General features: G+C 37.9%; 27 protein-coding genes, 1 tRNA gene and 1 pseudogene. 9 read left to right on the forward strand and 20 right to left on the reverse strand.

Annotation, left to right across the window (positions count from 1 at the left end):
• Positions 1-19: 19 nt before the first annotated feature.
• The 3 genes from CVD27_RS16995 to CVD27_RS17005 all read right to left on the reverse strand — a co-directional run bounded on the left by CVD27_RS16995 (position 20) and on the right by CVD27_RS17005 (position 2,454).
• Positions 20-754 (reverse strand): urease accessory protein UreH domain-containing protein, encoded by a 735-nt coding sequence (locus CVD27_RS16995; RefSeq protein ID WP_101649086.1) that lies wholly within the window; start codon positions 752-754, stop codon positions 20-22.
• A 189-nt stretch (positions 755-943) separates the two neighbouring features.
• Positions 944-1,558, reverse strand: a complete 615-nt coding sequence (locus CVD27_RS17000; RefSeq protein WP_101649087.1) for a YdhK family protein — start codon at positions 1,556-1,558, stop codon at positions 944-946.
• 146 nt (positions 1,559-1,704) lie between these two features.
• Entirely contained in the window at positions 1,705-2,454 is a 750-nt protein-coding gene (locus CVD27_RS17005) for a DeoR/GlpR family DNA-binding transcription regulator (protein ID WP_101649088.1), read from the reverse strand.
• A gap of 253 nt (positions 2,455-2,707) precedes the next feature.
• On the opposite strand from CVD27_RS17005, the gene tkt reads away from it, so the two are divergent.
• Positions 2,708-4,696, forward strand: a complete 1,989-nt coding sequence (gene tkt / locus CVD27_RS17010; RefSeq protein WP_101649089.1) for a transketolase — start codon at positions 2,708-2,710, stop codon at positions 4,694-4,696.
• A gap of 23 nt (positions 4,697-4,719) precedes the next feature.
• The gene (gene fsa, locus CVD27_RS17015; protein WP_101649090.1) at positions 4,720-5,388 is read left to right on the forward strand and encodes a fructose-6-phosphate aldolase; all 669 of its coding nucleotides are present in this window, start codon (positions 4,720-4,722) and stop codon (positions 5,386-5,388) included.
• 660 nt (positions 5,389-6,048) lie between these two features.
• On the opposite strand, the gene CVD27_RS28810 is transcribed toward fsa, so the two are convergent.
• The 4 genes from CVD27_RS28810 to CVD27_RS17030 all read right to left on the reverse strand — a co-directional run bounded on the left by CVD27_RS28810 (position 6,049) and on the right by CVD27_RS17030 (position 8,986).
• Entirely contained in the window at positions 6,049-6,348 is a 300-nt protein-coding gene (locus CVD27_RS28810) for a hypothetical protein (protein WP_257984404.1), read from the reverse strand.
• Between the two features lie 33 nt (positions 6,349-6,381).
• Complete coding sequence (locus CVD27_RS17020) at positions 6,382-7,149, reverse strand: glycoside hydrolase family 2 TIM barrel-domain containing protein (RefSeq protein ID WP_257984405.1); 768 nt, start codon at positions 7,147-7,149, stop codon at positions 6,382-6,384.
• Positions 7,150-7,295: 146 nt separating this feature from the next.
• Entirely contained in the window at positions 7,296-8,576 is a 1,281-nt protein-coding gene (locus tag CVD27_RS17025) for an ammonium transporter (protein WP_101649091.1), read from the reverse strand.
• The gene (locus CVD27_RS17030; protein ID WP_101649092.1) at positions 8,573-8,986 is read right to left on the reverse strand and encodes a hypothetical protein; all 414 of its coding nucleotides are present in this window, start codon (positions 8,984-8,986) and stop codon (positions 8,573-8,575) included. The genes CVD27_RS17025 and CVD27_RS17030 overlap by 4 nt, the downstream gene beginning before the upstream one ends.
• Before the next feature lie 292 nt (positions 8,987-9,278).
• Between CVD27_RS17030 and CVD27_RS17035 the strand changes: the two are divergent.
• Positions 9,279-10,030, forward strand: a pseudogene (locus CVD27_RS17035) ((Fe-S)-binding protein); the annotation flags it as partial.
• Positions 10,031-10,335: 305 nt separating this feature from the next.
• Here CVD27_RS17035 and CVD27_RS17040 read toward each other — a convergent pair.
• From CVD27_RS17040 to CVD27_RS17050, 3 genes are all read right to left on the reverse strand, one after another.
• Positions 10,336-10,719: a zinc ribbon domain-containing protein gene (locus CVD27_RS17040; RefSeq protein WP_101649093.1), complete on the reverse strand. Its 384-nt coding sequence runs from the start codon at positions 10,717-10,719 to the stop codon at positions 10,336-10,338.
• A gap of 15 nt (positions 10,720-10,734) precedes the next feature.
• Complete coding sequence (locus CVD27_RS17045; RefSeq protein ID WP_101649094.1) at positions 10,735-11,058, reverse strand: recombinase family protein; 324 nt, start codon at positions 11,056-11,058, stop codon at positions 10,735-10,737.
• Positions 11,059-11,642: 584 nt separating this feature from the next.
• Positions 11,643-11,714 (reverse strand) — tRNA-Val (locus tag CVD27_RS17050).
• A gap of 189 nt (positions 11,715-11,903) precedes the next feature.
• On the opposite strand from CVD27_RS17050, the gene CVD27_RS17055 reads away from it, so the two are divergent.
• The 5 genes from CVD27_RS17055 to CVD27_RS17075 all read left to right on the forward strand — a co-directional run bounded on the left by CVD27_RS17055 (position 11,904) and on the right by CVD27_RS17075 (position 16,434).
• Positions 11,904-12,128, forward strand: a complete 225-nt coding sequence (locus CVD27_RS17055; RefSeq protein WP_101649095.1) for a hypothetical protein — start codon at positions 11,904-11,906, stop codon at positions 12,126-12,128.
• Positions 12,129-12,225: 97 nt separating this feature from the next.
• On the forward strand, positions 12,226-12,948 hold the full coding sequence (locus CVD27_RS17060; RefSeq protein ID WP_101649096.1) for an alpha/beta hydrolase: 723 nt from the start codon (positions 12,226-12,228) through the stop codon (positions 12,946-12,948).
• 112 nt (positions 12,949-13,060) lie between these two features.
• On the forward strand, positions 13,061-13,573 hold the full coding sequence (locus CVD27_RS17065) for a YjcG family protein (protein WP_101649097.1): 513 nt from the start codon (positions 13,061-13,063) through the stop codon (positions 13,571-13,573).
• 6 nt (positions 13,574-13,579) lie between these two features.
• The gene (locus CVD27_RS17070) at positions 13,580-14,026 is read left to right on the forward strand and encodes a GNAT family N-acetyltransferase (protein WP_101649098.1); all 447 of its coding nucleotides are present in this window, start codon (positions 13,580-13,582) and stop codon (positions 14,024-14,026) included.
• Positions 14,027-14,133: 107 nt separating this feature from the next.
• Entirely contained in the window at positions 14,134-16,434 is a 2,301-nt protein-coding gene (locus CVD27_RS17075; RefSeq protein ID WP_101649099.1) for a UvrD-helicase domain-containing protein, read from the forward strand.
• A gap of 22 nt (positions 16,435-16,456) precedes the next feature.
• Here CVD27_RS17075 and CVD27_RS17080 read toward each other — a convergent pair whose 3' ends face one another.
• The 7 genes from CVD27_RS17080 to CVD27_RS17110 all read right to left on the reverse strand — a co-directional run bounded on the left by CVD27_RS17080 (position 16,457) and on the right by CVD27_RS17110 (position 20,126).
• Entirely contained in the window at positions 16,457-16,711 is a 255-nt protein-coding gene (locus CVD27_RS17080; RefSeq protein WP_101649100.1) for a stage VI sporulation protein F, read from the reverse strand.
• A gap of 175 nt (positions 16,712-16,886) precedes the next feature.
• Positions 16,887-17,003, reverse strand: a complete 117-nt coding sequence (locus CVD27_RS17085) for a YjcZ family sporulation protein (RefSeq protein ID WP_101649101.1) — start codon at positions 17,001-17,003, stop codon at positions 16,887-16,889.
• A 109-nt stretch (positions 17,004-17,112) separates the two neighbouring features.
• Positions 17,113-17,469, reverse strand: a complete 357-nt coding sequence (gene spoVAE, locus CVD27_RS17090; protein WP_101649102.1) for a stage V sporulation protein AE — start codon at positions 17,467-17,469, stop codon at positions 17,113-17,115.
• A 4-nt stretch (positions 17,470-17,473) separates the two neighbouring features.
• The gene (gene spoVAD, locus CVD27_RS17095; protein ID WP_101649103.1) at positions 17,474-18,499 is read right to left on the reverse strand and encodes a stage V sporulation protein AD; all 1,026 of its coding nucleotides are present in this window, start codon (positions 18,497-18,499) and stop codon (positions 17,474-17,476) included.
• A complete protein-coding gene (spoVAC, locus tag CVD27_RS17100) occupies positions 18,500-18,976 on the reverse strand; it encodes a stage V sporulation protein AC (protein WP_101649104.1) in 477 nt (158 codons plus the stop codon).
• A gap of 16 nt (positions 18,977-18,992) precedes the next feature.
• On the reverse strand, positions 18,993-19,460 hold the full coding sequence (locus CVD27_RS17105; protein WP_101649105.1) for a YhcN/YlaJ family sporulation lipoprotein: 468 nt from the start codon (positions 19,458-19,460) through the stop codon (positions 18,993-18,995).
• Between the two features lie 312 nt (positions 19,461-19,772).
• Complete coding sequence (locus CVD27_RS17110) at positions 19,773-20,126, reverse strand: DUF1360 domain-containing protein (protein WP_101649106.1); 354 nt, start codon at positions 20,124-20,126, stop codon at positions 19,773-19,775.
• Positions 20,127-20,269: 143 nt separating this feature from the next.
• On the opposite strand from CVD27_RS17110, the gene CVD27_RS17115 reads away from it, so the two are divergent.
• Complete coding sequence (locus tag CVD27_RS17115) at positions 20,270-20,785, forward strand: CotY/CotZ family spore coat protein (protein WP_101649107.1); 516 nt, start codon at positions 20,270-20,272, stop codon at positions 20,783-20,785.
• Positions 20,786-20,887: 102 nt separating this feature from the next.
• Here the strand turns inward: CVD27_RS17115 and CVD27_RS17120 are convergent, their stop codons facing one another.
• From CVD27_RS17120 to CVD27_RS17130, 3 genes are all read right to left on the reverse strand, one after another.
• Positions 20,888-21,397, reverse strand: a complete 510-nt coding sequence (locus CVD27_RS17120; RefSeq protein WP_101649108.1) for a CotO family spore coat protein — start codon at positions 21,395-21,397, stop codon at positions 20,888-20,890.
• Positions 21,398-21,511: 114 nt separating this feature from the next.
• Complete coding sequence (gene fabI / locus CVD27_RS17125; RefSeq protein WP_101649109.1) at positions 21,512-22,276, reverse strand: enoyl-ACP reductase FabI; 765 nt, start codon at positions 22,274-22,276, stop codon at positions 21,512-21,514.
• A gap of 108 nt (positions 22,277-22,384) precedes the next feature.
• Positions 22,385-24,244, reverse strand: a complete 1,860-nt coding sequence (locus CVD27_RS17130) for a monovalent cation:proton antiporter family protein (RefSeq protein ID WP_101649110.1) — start codon at positions 24,242-24,244, stop codon at positions 22,385-22,387.
• Positions 24,245-24,322: the final 78 nt, after the last annotated feature.

Here is a 24,322-nt window from a genome sequence, read left to right on the forward strand (position 1 = left end):
GTTTTCCTTTTGTATCTTATTATAAAGACCAATATGTAATTGTATCAAAAATACCTAAAATTAACATTAAAACACCGGCAATCCTTTGAATAATCATACCAAACTTTCTTCCTTTTTTCATTACAACACCACTTCCACCAAGATACCAAATTAAAAATATAACGATCAATAATGGAATGGCTGTTCCAACTGCAAATATTGGGGGGAGAATAAACCCATAGGAACTAGATAACACAACTGGCATTAATGTTACAAAAAATAGGATAAACATAGTAGGACAGAATGCGAGAGAGAAGCTAAGTCCTAAGATTAAAGAAGCAAATGGCTTTTCATGCTTATAATCTTTTGATAGTTTTAATAAATTTAAATTTCCCTTTAATCTAATGAATCCCAACATAAATAAGCCTACGAAGATTAATAATGGTCCCATCATCTTCCTAAGCCAAGGAAAAAATAAAGGCAGATTTTGTTCAAATCCTTTGCCTAGCAGCCAAACTAAAATACCTAATAAAGAAAAGGCAGCTATTTTCCCCAGTGTGAAATACGTAACATCCTTCCAAGCTATTTTCTTTTGAATGGAACGATTCCCATAAAGTGTTACTGCACTAATATTCCCAGTGAGCTGACACGGTGCAAGTGCTCCTACTAGTCCCAGAATTAAGGCAAAGACAATTGGCCAGGATTCCAAACTATTTGCCATACTAAAAAATGGTTTACTTAATACGGAACTAATTTGATTTAATAAATTGTACATAGAATCACCTTAAAAACAAATTTATTAGCATAAGGTTAACATAAAAATTTGCAAAAATTGTGGAGGTTTCATGACAGCTTATTATAAAACCCTACGATGTATACCTAATTTTGACACACCATCTTCTTTGCTCTTTTTTGGAACAAAAAAAGGGTGCAATGCATCCCTTTTCCTGAACAACTAGGTGTTTTATTTAGCAGAAAGCTCACTTTCTGTAACCCATTTATGATTTGTCACTTTTTCTCCACCAGTGGTTGGTGTGTAATCAACCATATATACGGTTGTTTTTTCTGCTGAATCAATGGTTCCCGTTGCACCATTCATACCTTCCATGTGGTCTGCCTGTAAGGTAACTTTTGTTCCAGGTTCTAAGACTTTATCGCCAGCAGCTTTGATTTCTTGCTGAATTACCCATTTATGATTTTTTACCGGCTCTCCTCCGGTAGTAGGTGTATAGGTTACAGCATAAGCTGTTGTATCATACGCACCAACAATTGTTGCTTCGGCTCCGTTCATACCTTCCATATGGTCAGCTTTCATAATGGCTTGACTTCCTACCTTATATTTTGGATTCTCTGCTACTTTTAATCCTTCAGGAACCTCACCTGATCCAGAATGATTCATTTCACCCATGTCCATACTTTTATCATCCGAACTCGAGCTTTTTTCATCCATCTTCATGTTTTCATGATCCATATTTGAATTCTTCTCAGAACTCTTATCCGTACTATTACTTGAACAAGCAGCTAACATGAACATTAATACCAAGGTGAAAATCCCTACCAACAGTCTTTTTGTTTTCATATTAATCCTCCTTACTTTTGTTACAAAACCAATCCTACTATAAAAGTTTGCAGAAAGTATGCATTTTTAGAAAAAGTGATTGATTTATTAAAATTAACGGAAAGAAACTAATAGTACAAAAAGTCCTAACAAAATAACTACTATAGTTAAATAATTTCGATACCTAATTCCATATACTTGTTTAAATTATGACTTAGAGGACCGTCCTCCGTAATTAAGTAATCAAGTTCTGAAACAGGACCAACCAAGTAATTGGAAATTGTATTAAGTTTACTTCTTGTTACCAGGGCTGCGATTTTATTTGAACTTTTAATCATCTGACGTTTAACATGAGACTCTTCTATATGAGGGATGCTAATACCAAAGTCAGGGTGCAAGGAATACACTCCTAGAAAACAGAGGTCGGCTCTAATATTTTTAAGCACTTCAATTACATCTAATCCTACAGTCACAAAAGATTCTTTAAAAAAGGTTCCACCCAAAAGAATGATATCTGTATTTGGATGTTTTGATAATGCCAAACTAATAGAGGGACTATTCGTAATAATGGTCCCTTTAAACTCCAATGGAATTTCTTGAGCCAGAAAAAGATTAGTTGTACTTCCATCTATTAAAAGAACTTGTCCATCTTTAATAATTTTCACTGCTTTTAAGGCTAGTTCTTTTTTTGCATCTATATTTTCTTCCGTTCTTTCGGAGAAGGTTAAAGCGCTCGCAGAGGCAGGAAATGCCCCGCCGTGTACTCTTTTGAGAAGACCAAATGAATCCATTTCCCTTAAATCTCGTCTAATTGTGTCCTCGGAAACATCCCATTTTATGCTTAATTCTTTAGCAACAACTTTCCCTTCTTTTTCAAGTATTTGTAAAATTTTGCTTTGCCGTTCTGTTTTAAGCATAACATTGATCAGCCTCCGTGTGTTTTTGCATGGTTTTTCTTATATTATATAATTTTTTCTTGAATTTCTCCAATTTTTACAAATTTCCGGCAAATTTTTTCTTGTTTTTTCTCGTTTACAAAGATAAAATATAATTAAATACGTAAAAACTGGCTTTAAAGTGCAAAAACAAGAAATTATTTAAAGCGAGAAACTTTACACTTACATTGTGTACCAATTTAGAAATTACACGAAATAAAAGGAGGAAAAAAAGATGAGTAATAGTATTGAAACACTTGCTGTAAATACGATCCGCACCTTATCAATTGACGCGATCAATAGTGCTAATTCCGGCCATCCAGGCTTACCAATGGGGGCTGCTCCAATGGCATACGCACTCTGGGCGAATCATCTAAATCATAATTCTGCAAATGCAAAATGGTTTAACAGAGATCGGTTTATTCTTTCTGCCGGACACGGATCTAGCTTGTTGTATAGCTTGCTTCATTTAGCTGGGTACAATGTATCTTTAGAAGATTTAAAAAGTTTTAGAAAGCTTAATAGTAAAACACCTGGTCATCCCGAATTTGGTCACACAGATGGTGTTGAAGCGACAACTGGGCCTTTAGGGCAAGGAATTGCAAATGCAGTTGGAATGGCGATGGCTGAAGCGCATTTAGCTGCAAAGTTCAATCAAGATGGATACCCTGTAATTGACCATTATACATATGCTTTAGTTGGCGATGGAGACTTAATGGAAGGCGTCTCTTATGAGGCCATGTCTATGGCCGGTCATATGAAACTAGGAAAATTAATTGCATTATATGACTCCAATGATATTTCTTTGGACGGTGAATTAAACCTTTCATTTTCAGAGGACATTCAAAAACGAACAGAATCTGCTCATTGGCAATATTTACGAGTAGAAGATGGCAATGATGTAGCAGAAATCTCAAAAGCTATTACATTAGCGAAACAAAATACAAACCAACCAACCTTAATTGAAATTAGAACCACTATCGGTTATGGAAGTCCCAAAGTTGCAGGAACAAACAAAGCACATGGAAATCCACTTGGAGCAGAAGAAGCTCGTGCAACAAAAGAGGTATATGGCTGGCAATATGAAGAGGATTTCTTTGTACCGGAAGAAGTTAAAGCCCATTTTGAAGAGCAAAACCAAAGAGGAATTAATCAAGAACAACAATGGAATACATTATTCCAGTCTTATCAAGAGACATATCCTGAATTAGCGAAGGAACTACAAAATGCCATCACGGGGGAAGTTTTAATCAATACGGAAGACATCCTGACATTTGATACAGGAAAAACCATTTCAACTCGTGTAGCCAGCGGAGAAGCCATTAACCATTTTGTAAAATCAGTTCCTTCTATTTTTGGAGGAAGTGCGGATCTTTCTCATTCCACAATGACAGATATAAAGGAAGACGCAGCATTCGCGGTAGAATCATTTAGAGGACGGAATATCTATTTTGGTGTCCGGGAACACGCAATGGGCGCGGCTGGAAATGGTTTGGCTCTTCATGGCGGGGTAAAGCCATTTGTAAGCACATTCTTTGTTTTCAATGATTATCTCAGACCATCCATACGTCTGGCAGCCTTGCAAAAGCTTCCAGTCACTTATGTATTTACTCATGATTCGATTGCGGTTGGTGAAGATGGTCCAACTCATGAACCAATTGAGCAGCTAGCTTCTCTTCGTGCGATCCCAGGGCTAACCGTCATTCGCCCATCAGATGCAAACGAAACGGCAAGTGCTTGGGCTTATGCACTAAAACAAACAGACGGTCCTGTTGCCATGGTGCTGAGCCGTCAAAACCTGCCTGTGTTCGATGAAACACAAGCCAATTTAGACAACCTTTCAAAAGGAGCTTACGTATTAACGCAAACAAATGACCAACCAGAGGTTATCTTGATCGCAACCGGTTCGGAAGTGTCATTAGCCATTAACGCGAAAGCTGAACTTGAAAAAGAAAATGTATCGGTTCGCGTTGTCGCTATGCCAAGCTGGGAACTATTCGATCGTCAACCGAAAGCGTATAAAGAGCTTGTTCTACCTGCTTCTGTTACAAAGCGTGTGGCACTCGAAATGGGTATCTCTCTTGGATGGGAGCGCTATGTAGGCTTAGAAGGAAAAGTATTATCGATTGAAACATTCGGTGCTTCTGGAACGGGCGCTGCAGTTATGGAGCTATTTGGATTTACTACGGAAAATGTGGTTCGGACGGTTAAAAGTCTACTATAATTTTAAAATGGAGGAAATATACGATGAAATTATTTATTGATACTGCAAATCTTGTTGATATTAAAAAGGCATATAAAATTGGCGTTTTATCTGGTGTTACAACCAATCCTTCCCTAGTTGCGAAAGAAGGAGTAAAATTCGAAGATCGCATTACAGAAATTTGCCAAGCAGTTCCACGAGTAGAATCTGTTTCCGCTGAAGTAACCCCAGATGCCGTTACAGCTGAAGAAATGATTGCTCAAGCTGAAGAGCTGATTAAAATTAACGGCGGAGATGAGAAAATTACAATCAAGCTTCCGATGACTTTAGCTGGCTTGGAGGCTTGCCGTTATCTTGCTGATAAAGGTGTGAAAACAAATGTCACCCTTATCTTTACAGTAAACCAGGCACTATTAGCAGCTCGTGCCGGTGCAACGTATGTATCTCCATTTTTAGGCCGCTTAGACGATATTTCCGAAGACGGTGTCCAATTAGTATCAAAAATAGCTGAATTGTTCCGCATTCATCATTTCGACTCACAAATTATTGCAGCTTCTGTTCGTCATCCGGATCATGTAACTCGTGTAGCAATGGCAGGTGCACATATTGCAACCATTCCTTTTTCAGTCATTGAGCAAATTTCTAAACATCCACTTACTAATCAAGGAATTGAAAAATTTGCTGCTGATTGGGAAAATTCTCTTAAAAACTAAGTTAAAAAAATAAATAAATAAAAAACACGACAGGAGAAATTCATCCCTGTCGTGTTTTTTACATGCTTCCACTTTCTTCTGCCCTTTCCATAAAGGAATTTAAAAAGCAAAAAGTCCTAACATCAATTAGATGTTAGGACTAGTTATGACCTGTGAGGGGTTCGAACCCCCGACCTCAACCCTGTCAATGATGGATATATTTTTTGATTATAACAGTTAAATTAAGAAAGTATTGTTGTATCGAGGATTTTAATAAGTCTTATTATGATTGACTTGTTGTTATTGGAAACAGTTAGCCCAAATTTGTCCCCAAAGTGTCCCCCATTGTCCCCTGTAAAACAGTAAGAAAATTGCGGGTGGAACAGCGTCCTTATTAAACTCTAGCACCCGTTTATTTAAGTGTAGTTCTTCACTATCTTACCTTTTAAACTTAAAAAACCGACATAGACAGTACAGAAATCTCAATGGGAAGGATCAAGTGATCCTTCTCGATTGATTTTGTTATTCCTGATTTTCGGTACACCCCAATTAGTTTTCTTTTGATATTACCTTCTACTTGAATAAACCACCGGGCTCATTATACAACCAGGTGGTAACTAAAAATTCTATCTTTGAGTTTTTTGATACTTTTTTCTATAGATGCTTTTTTGCATTTATTTTTCAAATAATCATGGGATCAAACTTTGGTTTCCGATCATAGGTGTAAAGTCCGTTTGTTTCTTGTTCGACATCATAAAGTTGCGTATAGCAGAAGCCAAACATTTGCGAATTGTTAAGCAGAACAGAAACCAAACCTTCATATCGAGTTAAAAACTCTTCCTCCGATTTAGGTCGATCCCCATTCCCATCAGCCTGGTCAGGTATCCACCAGATACCGCCGAATTCACTAACGAAATATGGCTGACCTTCATACTTTTGACTATGAGGAGATGTTGTAAATACTTCCCCACCTGTATTCATTGGCTCATATCTTGCTGCAAATGTTTCAGGGTTTTAAACATAATCATGCACATCAAAAATATCAGTCACGACATGAAAATTGCCGCTTGTATCAATAACAGGCCGGATAGGATCAACCGTTTTGGTTACCGAATAAACGATCCTAAGTACCTGATTATTTTGTTTTCTTCCATCTATATCCCATGTCTCATTAAATGGGCACCAGCCGATGATGGCAGGATGATTAAAGTCTCGTTCCACCACTTCCAGCCATTCCGGCAAGAATCGCTCTAATCCCGTCGCGGTAGTAATATCGAGTCCCCAGTTGGCGTGTTCACCCCAAACTAAATACCCGAGCTTATCTGCCCAATAAAGAAAACGAGGTTCAAAAACTTTTTCATGTAACCTAGCCCCATTGAAACCCAACCCCATTGAATTTTCAATATCATTGCGAAGTTCTTCATCAGTCGGGGCTGTAAAGACTCCCTCCGGATAAAACCCTTGGTCGAGAACCAGCCGCTGGAAAATTGATTTATAATTAATTTTAAAGGACATTCCATCCAACTTAATGCTGCGTATACCAAAATAGCTATCAATAGAATCGAGTTTTCTGTTTCCGTGAATTAAAGATAAGGTAATATCATACAGTTCTGGATTCCCGGGTTCCCAGAGGTGAAGCTCAGAAAGTTCAACTGTACATTTTACAAGTCCCCCAAAAACAGAAACTTGTTTGAAACCGAAATTTTTCCCTTTATACCCTACATTCACTTCTAAAAGTAATTCCTCAGGAATGTTGCCGTCTATTTTTGTTTCAATATACACACCATCTCTTTGCTTCCTGTTGTTTTATGCCATTTGAAGTCAAAGCCCACCAAGACCTTTCGAGCATAATAATCAATAGTATTGACACCAGAACTCCCAGGATCTTGTTCCATAAAGATTGGAATCCCTCTACCTTGAAATTATCTTTAGTTTGGATTTTCCCGCGGGTTTTCAATAAAATAATCGTCCACATTAATAAACTCAGGTGATGTATGGATAGCCATGATGCCGTGATAGCTAACATCCAGGCCAACTTCCTCTTCTTCATCTGTTGATCGGATTGGCACCCATTTATTGATAAGTTTCAGAGCAAACCAGGTCAACACGAATCCCCAAATACATAAAACGGTTAAGCCAAGGAGCTGTATCCCCAATAGGTGCCATCCGCCACCAGTGAGAAGACCTCCATCACTGGCAAATAAACCGACGGCAATTGTTCCCCAAATTCCGGAAACAGCATGAACAGGAAAGGCTCCAACCGGATCATCAATGCGCTTTGCTTCCAGCCAATTCGTAGCTGCCATCATGAACAGTCCGGAAACAATTCCGATTAAGATTGCTGCACGATCACTAACAAATGCACATCCGGCCGTAATGCCCACCAGCCCGGCTAGAGAACCATTAATGACAGAAGGCGCATCTGATCTTCCATAACGGAATAAGGTATAAATCAAGGTTGCAGCTCCACCGGCTGCAGCCGAAAGCATCGTGACAATCGCAATATGGCCAATACGTACATCCGTAGCTGTCAAGGTGCTCCCAGCGTTAAAGCCAAACCAGCCAAACCATAATAAAAAGGCACCAACTGAAGCCAAGGGAAGATTGCTTGGCAATGCAATTGATGAGGTATTATTCGGCATAAATTTTCCTTTTCTCGGGCCAATTAAAATGGCTGCAGCCAATGCGGAGAAACCACCCAATGCGTGAATAACAGCTGAACCGGCAAAATCCTGGAATCCCAGTTTCCCCAGCCAGCCTCCTCCCCATACCCAATGCCCGGCAATAGGATAAATTAGTGCCGTCATTAATACGACATAAAGGAGATAAGCCCTGAAATTAACTCTCTCCGCCACAGCCCCGGAAACAATCGAAATAACCGCGATAACGAACGCCCCTTGGAACAGCCAAAACGTATCTGTAGAGATCGATAGTTTCAAATGTGATAAATCGCCATTTAGCATGAAACCATTGGAACCGGCTATTCCAAATAGGTCAGATCCAAACATGAGACCAAACCCAAGTAAAAAATAACATAGTGTACCGATGGTAATATCAGCAAAAACCTTCATGATAATATTGACACTGTTTTTGGACCTGACAAAGCCTGCCTCCAATAAAGCAAATCCGCCTTCCATCAATAAGATCATCGCAGCAGTCAGAACGACCCAAATTGTATCTAATCCCGAATGTAAAGCATGAATGGTCATTGCCTAATCCCCTCCACTTCAATTAATCGTTTTATTTCATCCATTAAAGTCTGAGATAAAACAAACTGGTCAATATTCGGTTCTTTCCGCACTAAATCAATTATTTTGTTCAATTCGGCAATCCTCTTTTTCATTTCTTCAATATTGTGGAACCGTTGTTTAACATTCACGAGATATTCGACGGCTTGGTGATGAATGGGAGGACGCCCGGCAAAAAGTTTTTTAAATGTCGATAAGGATTGGTACCATGCTTCATGTGTTCTTCTCTTCTCTTCATATTTGATGATCTTATCCTTTAAAAGGAGAATTTCTTCTTCTTTTTTTATGATTAACCTTTGCAAGAGATTTACAAATTCTTCTGAAGAAAAACGAAATACAGTAGTTTGATAGTATTCATCCAAAATATCCATGTCATATCTCCTCGCATTATACACGTCACGTTAGCTTACATAGTATATGTTACATCTCCTAACATGAATGATTATTTCCTGATTATAGGGAGAATTTCTTATATAGTCAATCTAATTTTTTGAATATCCAGTTATTTCTTTATGTAAACCAATAATAAAAAGCCGCAGTTTTCAGGCGGCTTTCATTTTAGTGTTTATTATTTTCTTTACTTTCATACAATCTATCTTTATAGATAAAATCATTTTATTCCTGTATAGATGCGAATGGCGTCTTTAAATAATTTTGCCGTAACGGGTTGCCTTTTTCTCCGGATGTTTAATGGATACAATGTTTATGAAAACCAATGACTCTACCATGAAACTACTACAATTAGCTGGCTGTGAAATTGTCATTCCGACTGAGCAGGCTTGCTGTGGTGCCCTTCATGGTCATAGCGGTGAAAAAAATGGAGCAAAGGAATTGGCTAAACGGAACATTTTAGCGTTTGAAGAACTTGGCGTTGATTATATCATTACAAATGCAGGAGGATGCGGAGCTTTTTTAATTGAATAGGATCATCTTCTAAAAGATGATCCTAAATGGGCTGAGAGAGCTAAGCACGTTTCTTCTAAATTAAAAGATATTTCAAGTATTCTTGTAGAAATGGAGTTTCACAAGCAGGATTTATCATTACCGGTACAGATTATTACCTACCAGGACTCCTGTCATTTACGTAATGTAATGAAAACATCTTCTGAACCTCGAATTCTGTTAAAGGCAATTAAAAATACAGAGTATCGGGAAATGAAAAACGCGGACAGCTGCTGTGGTTCAGCGGGAATTTATAATATTGTGAGTCAGAGATGTCGATGCAAATACTTGACTCTAAAATGAAAACAGCAAAAGCAACAGAAGCGACAACGATTGTTACTGTCAACCAAGGTTGCCTTTTGCAAATGAAATTGGGTATTGAGCGTGAAGGCTTATCGGATCGAATACGGGCAGTCCATATTGTCGATTTACTGCTTGAGGCAGCACAGAATAGTAAGGTCAATGGTATATAGGTTTACCATTATAAAATCGAATTTCAAGGAAATATGCTTTGGTTATTTCTCCGTCGGCATGGAATTTCTTAATTTATTTATGACAAAATGTGAAATAGAAGGAAAGATAACTCTTCCTTCTATTTCACTTTGTATATTTCACAAATCCCAATAATTAAAATTGGTCCTCATTTGGATAAAACTTCTTTATCGTAAGCCATCCTTTGATATAACCGATGGCTTGACTTCAGAAACAGTGGTTTCCAACCTCACGACCGCCAGCCCGGATAAAACCAAGGTTGTGCTAAAGATCGAATGACTACTGATTAATTGACTTTTTGAGATATTACATCTGGCTGTAAAACATAATCTTTTGTTACTACTTCAAAATTTCCTTTTTTTAAAATTACTTTTTCTACAAGCCTGGCTAACATCTGACTTTTCTCAGTTAAACTAGACTCGTTATATCTTCTTTCCCATTCAGGTAGCTCTTTAATTAATAACTCAATTGATTTTTCTTTACTCATTAATTCAACTGGTCTATTCTTATTATTCTCAGCCTTCAGTTTTTTTCCGCAGTAGCCACAATAAATTAAATCACTTAACAAAAATGAATCTTTTACTTTTACGCCTGAATAAGAATCATGTGGTATTCTTTTATTCACATAGCCTTGCGTTTTATCAAAAACTTCCTCATTTAATATAACCAATGATTCCTTTTTAGGTTAGAGTTTCCATTCTGAGTATTTAAGTTTACCTAGTAACCTACTGCTTTTGTTATAGGCTGGATAACCAATATATATTGGATTTCGGAGTATCCGAGTAATTGTACTAGATATCCACTGTTTTCCGTTTCTTGTGGGTATACCTCTATGATTAAGTTCCTGTGAAATCCTACTGCATCCAAAACCATGATTTCCAGCAAGATCAAAGATTAATCTAACAACTTCTGCTTCTTCGTCAGATATAGCCAATTCTGATTTCCCAGCATTTTTTACAATTTGGTACCCTAAAGGAGGAGACCCCCCCAGTAAAAATTCCTTCTTCATTCAGCTGTTCAAAACGTTTCTTAACTCTTTGTGATGTTTTTTCCACTTCTTTCGAGCACTGACGATAATAGTCGGCCTCTTGTTCTGTATAATCATAAATCTGACCTTCAGAAATTGACCAAATTTCAATATTCTCTTTCTTCAAAACTTCAAAAATATATTTCATTTCTTCAGGTTTCCGACCTATCCTATCTCACATAAACACAAGTAAAACATCAAATTCTCCTAGCTTTGCTCCAGTTAATATTCTCTTGAAGCCATTCCGTTCTTCCAATTTTACACTACATCCAGAAACTGCCAGTTCCTCAATTTCTCTTTCAATTTTCCAATTATTAAAAATTAGATATGTAATTTATACATGCTTTTTTGTTGTAGAGTAGTATCATGGTGAAGGACCTGATTCCTAGTAGAGACGCGGTAATAAGCCCACACTTTTTTCACCTGAATATTCCTCCTTTATTGTTACTTATCCCTATTATAAAACGCATGTTCGTATTTAGCGAATATAACTGTTAAGTTCGAGTAAATATTTTTCGCAAAAAAATATAAAAGCCCTAACACCATTTAGATGCTAGGACTAGTTATGATCCGAGAGGGATTCGAACCCCCGACCCCATCCCTGTCAAGGATGTATTCTCCCACTGAACTATCGGATCGCTATGTAAGTTACAAATTTAATTATAGTTAAATTTCTAGTATTGTCAATATATTTTTCATCTCAAATCAAAATAACCTTAATAACAACTCCCCCTTCCGCAAAAAAAGAAACATATGTTCCTATTTTACTTGAATAAAGAACGAACGTTCGGTTATAATGTAACTATAAACCCAAAGGAGTGATTAGCATGGATGGACTTTTAATTCGTTCGATCGAGGAACATATACCTATTGAAATGATTTATCTTGCTGAAAACCAGGAACTCTCCCAAAGAAAACTAATTGTCAAAGAAATAAATGACGATTATATCCGCGCCTATTGCTTGCTTCGCAAACAAATGCGCACATTTAAACGTGAAAATATATTATCAATCATGCCGGATTCTCGTTCCAAAAAAACAAACCTCCATTAATCCTATTCCTCCTCCCACTAACAACTTCCTCAAAAGAAATTCCTCCATAGTTGTGATAAAATTCAGTTGTATGAAACGAAGCACGGGAGGCTGTCGCATGAAATATCCAAAAGGCACAATCAAAGAATACACCTTTCAAAGCGAAGAACTACAAGAGACCATGCAGCTGCTCATTTATCTGCCTGCAAATTACTCACCCTTATATAAATACTCGCTGCTGATCGCCCAGGACGGGAAGGATTATTTTCAGCTTGGCCGAATCGGACGATTAGCAGATGAGCTACTTTTTCAACATGAAATTGAAAATTTAATAATTGTTGGGGTACCCTATAAGAATGTGGAGGATAGACGGCGAAAATATCATCCTGAGGGTGACCAAAATCAGCCATATATTCGATTTCTTGCACATGAATTAGTTCCTTTTCTAGAAAAGGAGTTTCCCACCTATCAAATGGGTTCCACCAGGGCGTTAATTGGTGACTCTCTCGGGGCAACTGTGTCTTTAATGACCGCGGTTCAATATCCGCATACCTTCGGAAAGGTATTGCTTCAATCGCCGTATGTTGATCAGCATATACTTAATTTAGTTAAAAATTTTAAAGAAGGGCAACTGATCGAAATTTACCATGTGATTGGCACACAGGAAACGGCCGTTTCCACAACGGACGGAAAAATAAAAGACTTTTTAAGTCCAAACAGACTGCTATCAGAAGAAATAAAAGCCAAACCCATTACATATTTTTATCAAGAGTTTGATGGCATTCATACATGGACCTACTGGCAGCCAGATCTAAAACGGGCGCTTAAAATGTTTTTTTAGAATTTTTATAGGAATTTTAATTTATTTAATATATTTAGAAAATTTGCTATAATAACAAGAAAGCGTTTTACGGATATTTTCGTGAAATAATTTTAATAATGGAGGTAACCGCATGAAATTTGGTGTTGTCATTTTCCCGTCCAAACAGCTTCAAGATATAGTAAATTCTTATCGAAAGCGCTACGATCCGCATTATGCTCTTATCCCTCCACATTTGACATTAAAACATGCTTTTGAAGCAACAGAAGAGGATGCAAAGAATTTTGCTGATAAATTAAGGAATATAGCTAGTAACACAAGCCCATTTTCTTTAAAGACAACCAAAATCAGTTCTTTTAAACCGGTCAATAATGTGATCTATTTTAAAGTAGATCCTACCAACGAACTTAATAACCTGCATGCGGAAATTAATCGAGAATTAAATGATCAAAAGACGGAGTATGCTTTTGTCCCACACATTACCATCGGCCAAAAGCTGTCTAATGATGAACACTCTGATATTTTTGGTTCACTCCGGATGACAAAAATCGATCATGAAGAAACCATTGAACGCTTCCATCTGCTTTATCAATTAGAAAATGAATCGTGGACCGTATATGAAACATTTCGTCTTGGAAAGGAATAATGAAACGTGAAAGTGAAAGTTGTTGAAAATCAAAAAGAGCTAGAAGATGCTTTTTCCATAAGAAAAATTGTATTTGTAAAGGAGCAAAATGTTCCGATTGAAGAGGAAATAGACCAATACGAGGATGAAGCCGTCCATTTTGTGATGTACGGTGAGACACACAATCCAATCGCTGCCGGAAGATTCCGCGAAGTGGATGGTTATGGAAAAGTCGAACGGATATGTGTGGCAGCAGAAGCCCGCAAAACCGGAGCAGGAAAAAAGATGATGAACGCAATCGAAAACTATGCTCGTGAAAAAGGGCTGCACAAATTAAAATTAAATGCCCAAACCCATGCCATTCCCTTCTATGCAAGACTTGGCTATGAAGTCGTTTCCGAAGAGTTTTTGGATGCAGGAATCCCTCATAAAACCATGGTAAAACAAATTCCTAAAGAAGCACTTGCCGAATAACGGCAAGTGCTTCTTTTTTTGGATAATTAATCAAACACTTTCCGTAGCTTGCTGGTTTTGTTAAGATAGAAGATGTGTTATTTTCGCGAAGTAGAGGTTTTAAATATATGAAAACAGCTATCTATCAACAACAACTTATTTCACTCTCACATATACCTCGAGATCAATATCAAAATATTTTTCTAGCTGGGAAAAATGGACAACTTGAATGTCCCACCTGCCAGGAAAAGGTAAAAATGTTTCTCGGGATTGAGATGGAACCGCATTTTTTTCATGTCTCATCACCTGAAAAACTATGCCCTGATCAGGTCGTCATTGAAAATTCGGATGATACTCCAAGCTATATCGAGCGAAATGGTTTCAAAATACCTCAGGGACGTACCATCACCGTTACGAATACAAATCTAGAACTCTTTCAACCTGCAAAACCAATTGCATACTCTGTTCCTTATACACCAACTAAGAAAAGTATGGGACAGGAACTGCCGCCTTACCTACAATTGCTTGCTGAAAAGGGAGTAGTTCTCGATGAAAGCCAGGTAAGTGCTGTCATGGAAACGGAAGGATCGTTATTAGTCCTAGCAGGCGCAGGGAGCGGTAAAACACGTGTATTAACAGCAAGAACTGCCTATATGCTTGATGAGAAACAGGCTGAACCAAGTTCCATCATGCTTGTTACCTTCACCTCGAAAGCTGCTGCAGAGATGAAAAACCGCTTATCATCCTATCCAAATATGCAGCGCGGAAAAATAAATCAGCTTGTTACCGGTACCTTTCACAGTATTTTCTATCGGATTTTAATGTTCCATGATGCCTCTAATTGGTCATCTAATAATCTGCTGAAGAAAGATTGGCAGCGCGATAAAATCCTCAAAGAAGCGGGAAAAGAACTCCAACTTTCTGAAAAGGAATTTGCGTATGATTTAGCCCTCCAACAAATTGGGCTTTGGAAAAACTCACTCCTTATGCCAAACGATATAAAGCCTGCATCAGATTTTGAAGAAAGTGCCGTCTTTTTATATAAAAAATATGAAGAACATAAACAAAAACAAAGATTATTTGATTTTGACGATATGTTAATTGGCTGTTATCAGCTTTTCATTTCGTCTCCTTCCCTTCTAGAGCATTACCAAGACAGATTCCAATATTTTTTAATCGATGAATTTCAAGATATCAACAAGGTTCAGTATGAGTTAATTAAACTCCTATCTGGCAAAAATAAAAATGTATGTGCTGTCGGTGATGATGATCAGGCAATTTATTCATTCAGAGGCAGTGATCCAAGCTATCTTTTGGATTTTGAAAAAGATTTTCCAGACACCAAATTAGTGATACTTGGGCAGAATTATCGTTCTTCACATGAAATTGTTTCAGCCGCTAATCAAATGATTGCTTTAAATAAAAAACGCAGATTGAAACGAATGGAAGCTCAATACGCTTCTGGTATTCAACCTCAGCTGTTTTTTCCATTTGATGAAGAGGAAGAAGCTACGATGATTGTAACAGATATCCAGGAGAAAATTTCAAAAGGTGCGAAACCTGGAGACTTTGCCATTCTTTATCGAACTAATGTCAGTTCACGGGCGATCTTTGAAAGATTAGCCGCCTCGAACCTGCCTTTTAAAATTGATCAAGATGCTGAAGCCTTTTATGATCGATTTATTATCCGAAGTGCCTTAGCCTTTTTAAAGGTAAGCTTAAATGAAGATGACCCAAATGCACTGAACGATTTATTACCTTTATTATTTTTAAGACAAACCGTCTTAAAGGACATAAAGGCTGAGAGTATTCTAAAGGATTGCAGCCTCCTGGAGGCACTTTCACATATAAAAACGGCGCATGCTTTCCAAGAGAAAAAATTAAAAAAAGCAGTCGTGCTCATACGTGGGCTGAAGCATTTATCCCCTGCTGCTGCCATTGAACAAATTGAGAAGGAAATTGGATTTCTTGATTTTATAAAAAAACGAGGGAATGAATCGAACAAGCTTGAAAAAGGTTCTGATGACCTGAAGGATTTAAAAGTAGCTGCCAAAAGTTTTACAGCCATAGAAGCATTGTTAGAGCATGCTCAGCATATGTCTGCCATGAATAAGGAAATTAAGAATATGAGCAGGCATTTCGCCGATGCCATTACACTTAGTACGATCCACCGTGCTAAAGGCCTGGAATATCAAGCCGTTTATCTAGTCGGAGCAGTTGATGGCAGTTTGCCCCACGATTTTGCCCTTGAATCTTACCGCGCGGGGGATGATGCCCCGCTTGAAGAAGAAAGAAGATTATTCTATGTAGCAATGACTAGAGCAAAGGAGAAGCTATTTATTTCTATTCCGAATTATAGACGGGGAAAAAAGGCTCATCGCTCCAGATTTTTAGCTCCCATCAATAAAAAGAGAAAGACCAATTTGTAAGAACAATTGGTCTTTCCTCTTTTTATTTTTTATTCATCATATTGGCAATTGTATTAAAATCAAGCGACTTGCCATCATTAACGATAGATTTTACAATTTGGTCTTCCATTTCTTTGCTTACCGGTTTATTGGCGATTTGCGATACCCTCTTAATGACATTACGGACTGTTTTCTCATCTTTGAAATTCGCGTTTTGTAAGGAATTAGCTAAATCAAAAATATCTTTCATATTTACGCCTGTTTTCTTTTCAATGTTCTTAAAGAACCCATTATCCATGTTAAATGTTCACGCTCCTTCATAAACTACTTTATTCTATGAAGGATGAGAAAAAATGTGATGAAATGGAATGAAAACCCTGTTTATGGTACAACAGCTTAGATCCTAATAAATAATTTACATATGTACAGAAAGGGCTGGCCTGACTAGGCCACCCCTTCCTTATCATTGTCTATTAATAGAAGCTTGCGCCAACAATGATTAGAAGGATAAATAATACTACGATAAGCACGAATGTGGAACCGTAGCCATAACCTCCGCCGTAGCCATAGCCGCAATATCCGAAGCCCATTGACTGTCACCTCACCTTCGGTAATCTCATTAATAACATATGAAATTACCTTATCATGTGTACTAGGCATGACAGCCTATTGGGAATATTGGCTATAAAAATGAGCATTTCACCCTTTTGGCTTAAATATAAGTGCTCCGATAAACCCAAATATAATGGCAGCGGAAATTCCGGAACTTGTCACTTGGAACATTCCTGTTAATACGCCTATAATCCCGTGTGCGTCAGCATCCTGTAGCGCTCCATGAACAAGTGAATTTCCAAAACTCGTTATTGGAATCGTGGCCCCAGCACCGGCGAAATCCATTAGTGGCTCATATAAACCAAATCCATCTAATACCGCTCCCATTACTACCAGCAAGCTCATTGTATGACCTGGTGTAAGTTTAGCAACATCAAATAACAATTGACCTACAACACAAATTAACCCGCCAACAACAAATGACCAAAAAAACATCGCAAGCATGGACTCACCTCTTTTCACCATTCATCTCAATTGCGACCGCATGGGCAATACATGGAATAGATTCTTTTTGCTGAAAGCTTAGCGGGGACAATAACGCTCCTGTTGCTGCGACTAATATACGTTTATATGTGCCCTTTTTCATTTCATTTAGTAAATGGCCATACAAAACAGTTGCAGAACACCCAGCTCCGCTTCCACCTGATTGAACAGGCTGATCACTTTTGTACATCATTAATCCACAATCCTGAAATTGATTTTTCTCCAATTTCAAGCCGCTTTTATTTAGTAATTCAAAGGCAGTATTATGACCAATTCTTCCTAGGTCTCCAGTTACAATCAAATCATAATAAGAAGGATCTATTTGCAGGTCCCGAAAATGTGCAAGGATGGTATCTGCAGCAGCAGGAGCCATGGCCCCGCCCATATTAAATGGATCTGATAATCCCATATCAATGACTTTTCCTATCGTTGCGGAGGTTGTAACCGGATGATTTTTTCCAGGTTGATTCGGTTCAATAAGTGCGGCACCCGCACCTGTAATCGTCCACTGTGCAGTCGGTGGCTTCTGACCGCCATATTCAGTTGGATAACGGAATTGCTTTTCCACAGCAGAATTATGGCTAGATGCACCAGTTAACACGTAGTTGGCGCCTTGGTGATTAACAACAAATGACGATAGTGCTAAGCCCTCCATGGAAGTGGAGCAGGCACCAAAAAGACCAAAGTAGGGTATCTGCATGGTCCTTGCAGCAAAGCTGGTTGGGGTAATCTGATTAATTAAATCACCGGCAAATAAAAACTGTACTTGTTCTTTTTGAATATTCCCTTTTTCTAAAGCCACCTTCATCGCTTCTTCTAACAATAAACGATGAGCTTTTTCGTAGGATTCCTGTCCCATCCATAAATCATCGTATAATAGATCAAAATCTTTCGCCAAATTCCCGTTCGCTTCAAACGGTCCCCCTGTTACACCTGTTGCAGTAATCATTGGCCGATTTTCAAATACCCATGATTGGTGCCCCTTTAACAATTACAAAACCCCCCACATGACAAGTAGCGTCCTAATTAGTGCAACAACAAAAGCAGAAAATACTCCGAATAAAATAACTGAGCCAGCAAGTTTGAACATATTTCCTCCTACACCAAGGACAAATCCTTCCGTCCGATGTTCGATAGCTGCAGAAATGACTGAGTTACCGAAACCTGTCACAGGTACTGCACTCCCTGCACCGGCAAACTGGCCAATATGGTCATATACACCTAACCCTGTTAAAATCATCGAGAAGAAAACCATTGTTGCGACGGTTGGGTTCCCAACATTCTGCTCGGTAAAATTAAAGAAATATATGTAAAAATAACTAACAGCTTGGCCAATCATGCAAATAAGACCGCCAACCCAAAATGCCTTGATACAATTTTTCAGAACTGGACGCTTCAGTTCATGTTTTTGTTGAAGTGTTTGATAGCTTTTCTGCTGAGGGGTCATTTTTTTCTGCTTGTTAGCCATTCTGATACATCCTTTCTTACTTCATATCATCTGTCATCTTAACAATTTCATTTAATCGTTTTTCAGCTTTTGAGTGAGATAAACGTCCGGATTTCATCCCTTCATTCAGCCTCACGGCCTCCAGGAAGATCTTATAGTCGCTAGAAACCGTAAAGTTTTCCTTCGAATATTTTTCTTCCAGCTTTTTATTTATACTCTTTTCGATACTTTTCATTTTAAAGCGGTGCAAGTGCTTTACCTTATAGGCAACTAAAGTATCTTTCTTCCCTTTTACGACCGCGACGTCATACAGTTCCGGTAAAGAACTTACATCTTTTTTAATATCCTCTACCTCATCAGTATTTTTTTTTCGCTCCGTACTTAGTGGGGCCGGATTTGTTGTTTTCATTAATGCCATTTGGCTCTCTTTATTCGTCTGGTTTTGCGAACATGCCGTCAAGAATAATAAACCCAAACATACAATCAATTGATATGCAGCTTTCATATGCTCACTTTCCTTGTCCCGTTAAGTGTTTGAATCCTATATTAGTTTTTTCGATATATAGCAAAATTATGACTGAATAACTTTTTGAACCTAATGAAAAAAACTGCCAGATTTTCCAGCAGTTTTTTTTCGTTACTTTGTTGTTTTTTTTCCACAGCCGCAGCCTTTATTCTTCTTAGTAGTAGTAGCTTTTCTTACAGGCTGTGTCATTTGTTTGCTTTGTTTTTTATTGTTCATTTCTACCATCTCCTTTAATTACTATACTACTAGTTAGAATATGAGCCGATTATCAACCTTGTCTCCACGAAAGTATTATTTTTCGATAAAATATTGGACAAATAATTCTAACAAAGATGCCAAACCTGCAACAGCTAAAATTAAGATAATTAGTCCAGAAAAATCTGGGCAGATATAATAAAATCCAACAATAAAGGCAGATGCCCATACCCCGGTACACCAATAACAACTAAGCAGTTCACCTATAAACTTTTTAATCCCTGTTTTCTTTGGAACGTAATAGACGTCCACCTCTCCATCATGTTCCTCTTTTACTTCATCAAAAAATGGTTCTCGAATAAACTCAAAAATTTTATCAAATACAAGCAATCTCGTCAGCCGAAAACTTGCTAGTGATAAAATGAGCAAAGTTAAAAAGGTTATGCTCATATCGGCGAATATCCTTTCTGAAAGTAATTAGATAGTTGACCAGCCTAATTTTGACAAACAAGGCGTTTGTCCGTTACCCAAAAGTACACTTTGCAATATGTTATTACTGTAAGATATATCACGGATTAAGGAGGAAAAAATTAATGGGTTGTGGAAAACATAATAACAACTTTAGCAGTGAAAACTGCGTATGCGAAGTGGTTCGTGCGATTAAAGATATTCAAGATAATGCAATTCAGCCAGAGGAATGTACTGAGTGTACCAGCTGTTTCACTGAGCCGCTAGGATCGATGGTGTCACCAACAAGGAGAGATCCAGTTGATACGCGTGTATTTGTTCTAAGTACTGCTGATGGTACTCCATTTCATGCATTCTTAACGGATGAATGTGATGCATGTGTATCTATCTTCTTCCGCGTAGAAGAAGTATTTGATAACTGCTGTGCTACCCTTCGTGTGTTAGTACCTGGTCATCGTGACAATAACGGCCAATTTGCTCCAATTAACCTTGTTTCAAGTGGAGACAAATGCTGCATCGATCTTAAAAAGGTTTGCCAAGTTGACAGATTCCGCGCAACTAGAGATTGCATCACTGTTGACCTAAGCTGCTTCTGTGCAGTACAGTGTATCGCTGATGTTAACCTTGGAATTTGCAATTAAGAACGTAACACAGGTCAAGTCTATCATTAATAAATTTGGAATAAGCATATAACAAATGAGCCAGTCGTAAAATCGGCTGGCTTTTTATTTGTTTTTAGGTTTTTAAGTTTTAATACCTATCATGATCACATTAGTTAATTGCTCTAATGGGATTGTATTATATGTTTGATCGTGGAATCGTACGGTTACATGTTTGTCAGTGTATTCTGTTAAATAACCTTGTATATTCCCTTCTGTAGTATAAAATACGCATGGTACAGGTGGAAGAACTTTTGGAAAGTTAATGAGATAGTCTAAGCGTTCGAACAGGTCCATCTCTTTAAATGGTTTCACCCTTTTTAGTGAAGACCTCTTATTTCCCTTAGGTTTAACAGTTGGGATCACTTCTTTGGGTTCAGGCTTAACCACTTCTTCAAGAATAAGCTCCTTTTTATCAAGGGATATCGTTTTTTCACTTTCCTCTTCCACGGGCTGTAGCTGTGGCTGCTCCTCTTCGGTTATTTCCAGCTCCCTTCGACTTGTATACACTTCTTGCATATTATTATTAGAAGGAGCTCTATTAAACGCTTGATGGATATATAACAGAGGACCCTGACTTTTCTTCGTCGACAAGCATATTCACCTCCTCGTTACGTAATCCCACACGTTATATATATGGAGATATGCCTATCTTGGTTCATTTAGAAAAACAAAAAAGCCTGCTAAAAAGCTAGCAGGCTTGGTTTATTATAGAATATGGTAACCGGAGTCAACGTGGATATTTTCACCCGTAATCCCGCGGGATAGATCACTGAATAGGAATAGAGCAGTGTCACCGACCTCTTCTGGAGTAGTCGTTCTGCGTAATGGTGCTTTTTCTTCAATCTCATTTAAAATTGAATTGAATTCACCAATAGCCTTAGCAGATAAAGTACGAATCGGACCTGCTGAAATAGAATTCACACGGATGCCTTCTTTTCCTAGGTCAGAAGCTAAATAACGGACACTAGCATCCAAAGAAGCTTTCGCAACACCCATAACATTATAATTTGGTATAGCACGCTCACCGCCAAGATAGGTTAAGGTTACGATGCTGCCCCCTTCTGTCATTAACGGACGTGCTTCTTTAGCAACAGCTGTTAACGAGTATGAACTGATATTTTGGGCAAGAAGGAATCCATCTCTGGATGTGTTGATAAATTCACCCTTTAAATCTTCAGTTTTTGCGAATGCAATACAGTGTGCAACCCCATGAATTGTACCCACTGCTTCTTTAATCTCTGCAAAACAGGCAGCTATCGCTTCATCACTAGTTACATCACAGGGCAGAACTAAAGTTCCCTCGGCCTCTAAAGAGTTAGCTAAATCACGAACACTGCTTTCAATTCTTTCTCCTGCATATGTAAAAATTAATCTGGCCCCTGCAGTGTGAAGCGAACGGGCAATTCCCCAAGCAATACTGCGTTTATTTGCTACACCCATAACAACAAATGTTTTTCCAGAAAGATTCATATTGGAATAGTCCTCCTACTATAATTACATGATATTAGTACTTGGTACTAATTTTACACTAATTCACTATAATTGAAAAGGTTTCGATACTATTCTTTCCCAAACTCTTTAACAGATCTCACAAAATTCCAATTCCCTTTTCAATTCATCCACATACTCTTTTGACCCGGTTACAATCAAGCGGTCACCCATTTGTAATTCTGTATCACCATGTGGAACAATGGAATCTTTTCCTCTAAATATACGAACAAAAATGACATCACCCGTAAAAGGAAATTGACGTAACGGCATTCCACTAAAGTGTGTATTCAGCATAATAATTTCATACAATCCTGTCTCTTGATTCGTTAAGATATTGATCACCGTTGGCGATTCAATTAACGCCCGAAGTAAGGTCTTAGTTGACATAAAGGAAGAGAATACTTCAATATTTTGTTCGCGTAAGGATTGCTCTAGTTCTGGACTTTCAATTCGGGCAATCACCCTAGAAACACCTTTATTCTTAGCCGCTATGGATAAACTAGCATTTTGTTTTTCATCACCTGTTAAAATGACAACAATCTCTGATTGAAACACATTCGTTTTCAAAAGGGTTTCAAGGGAATAATCCGGTATTTCTACAACCTCAAAAAGTGAATCAGCAATCTGTTTATCCGATTTTTCCATTATCGTATGATATAGAACAGGATCATACAGTCCCGACTTTAACTCTTGTGATAAAGACATGGTGACCGTGTTTACTCCTAAAAATGCTACGCTAACCTTTCTATTTGCCACCGCCTCCATTGGAAAGAGCTTTTTAAAGACCATCGGTGTAAAAATTGACGTGATAACAGCAACTAATATCAAAGTACCGCTCATTTGTGGTGTAATTACTTCCATCCTTTCACCAATGGTTGCAGCAGCAATGACAAGGGAAAGCGTAGAAGTAAGCAAAAATCCGGAAGAAATTACTGTTTTAGTATCATACCAAATTTTTAAAAGATAGACTGGAACAAGCTTTGATAACAACAGTCCAATCAATAAAAGCGGTATAAGTAAAAGCAGCTTCTTATCGCTAAAGAGTGACCAAACATCTAGATTCACACCGATCATAACAAAGAAGATTGGAATTAAAAAACCGTAGCCAAAAGAATCCAGTTTATGAACCAACTCCTGATTCGGAGAGAGTAAAGAAACTAAAACCCCTGCTAAAAAAGCCCCAAGAATATTCTCTGCACCAACGGTTTCCGACAACCCTACTAATACAATAATGAGCGTAAAAACCGCCCTTGTACCAATTTGGACAGTCCCGGTTGATAATGTTTCTATAAAGGTCCTTGTTTTGAACATCTTTCCAATAAAATAAAGGATTACCCCCGCGCCAAATAAAATTAAGAGCAGCCAAGTGTTACCATGTCCAGCCTCATAAATAGAAACAAAAACGGCTAATAAAATCATCGTGACCAAATCCGCAATTACTGCCACAAGTAAAATAATTTGTCCAATCACCGTTGTCATCAAATGAGCTTCTTTTAAGGTTGGAACCACCACTCCTAGGGAAATGGTTGAAATAATCAAGGTCATCAAAAAGGCATTGTCAATAAATCCTGCAAGGACAAATAAATAAGACAAACCTAAAGAAAATATAAAGATTCCAGAAAAAATGGCAGTAGCCGCAATGAAGGTATTAGGTTCCTTTTTTCCATTCGCAGGTACTTCCCGTTTTTTGCTTCCGCTAAAAGCGGTAAAATCAATTTCCAGGCCGCTTAAAAACATAAGGAAAATGAAGCCAAGAGTCGAAAGGGTAGACAGCCAGGCATCCTGATGGACTATATCTAAGCCGCTTTTTCCTATAATAAGACCCATAATAATTTCAGCGACTACTACCGGAATAAAATTTAATTTAAATCGATGCAATATAATAGGAGTTAAAAATGCGGTCGTCACAACTACAAGCAGGGAAATAACTGAAACATGTTGTTCCATTGTTTATACCACCTTTCAAAACTAAACTAGAGTTTCCTTCTTATAAAAGAAATCGTTTAAACTAAAAATAAACACGAA

It is taken from the genome of Neobacillus cucumis (genome assembly GCF_002860255.1).
GTDB lineage: Bacteria > Bacillota > Bacilli > Bacillales > Cytobacillaceae > Neobacillus > Neobacillus cucumis_A.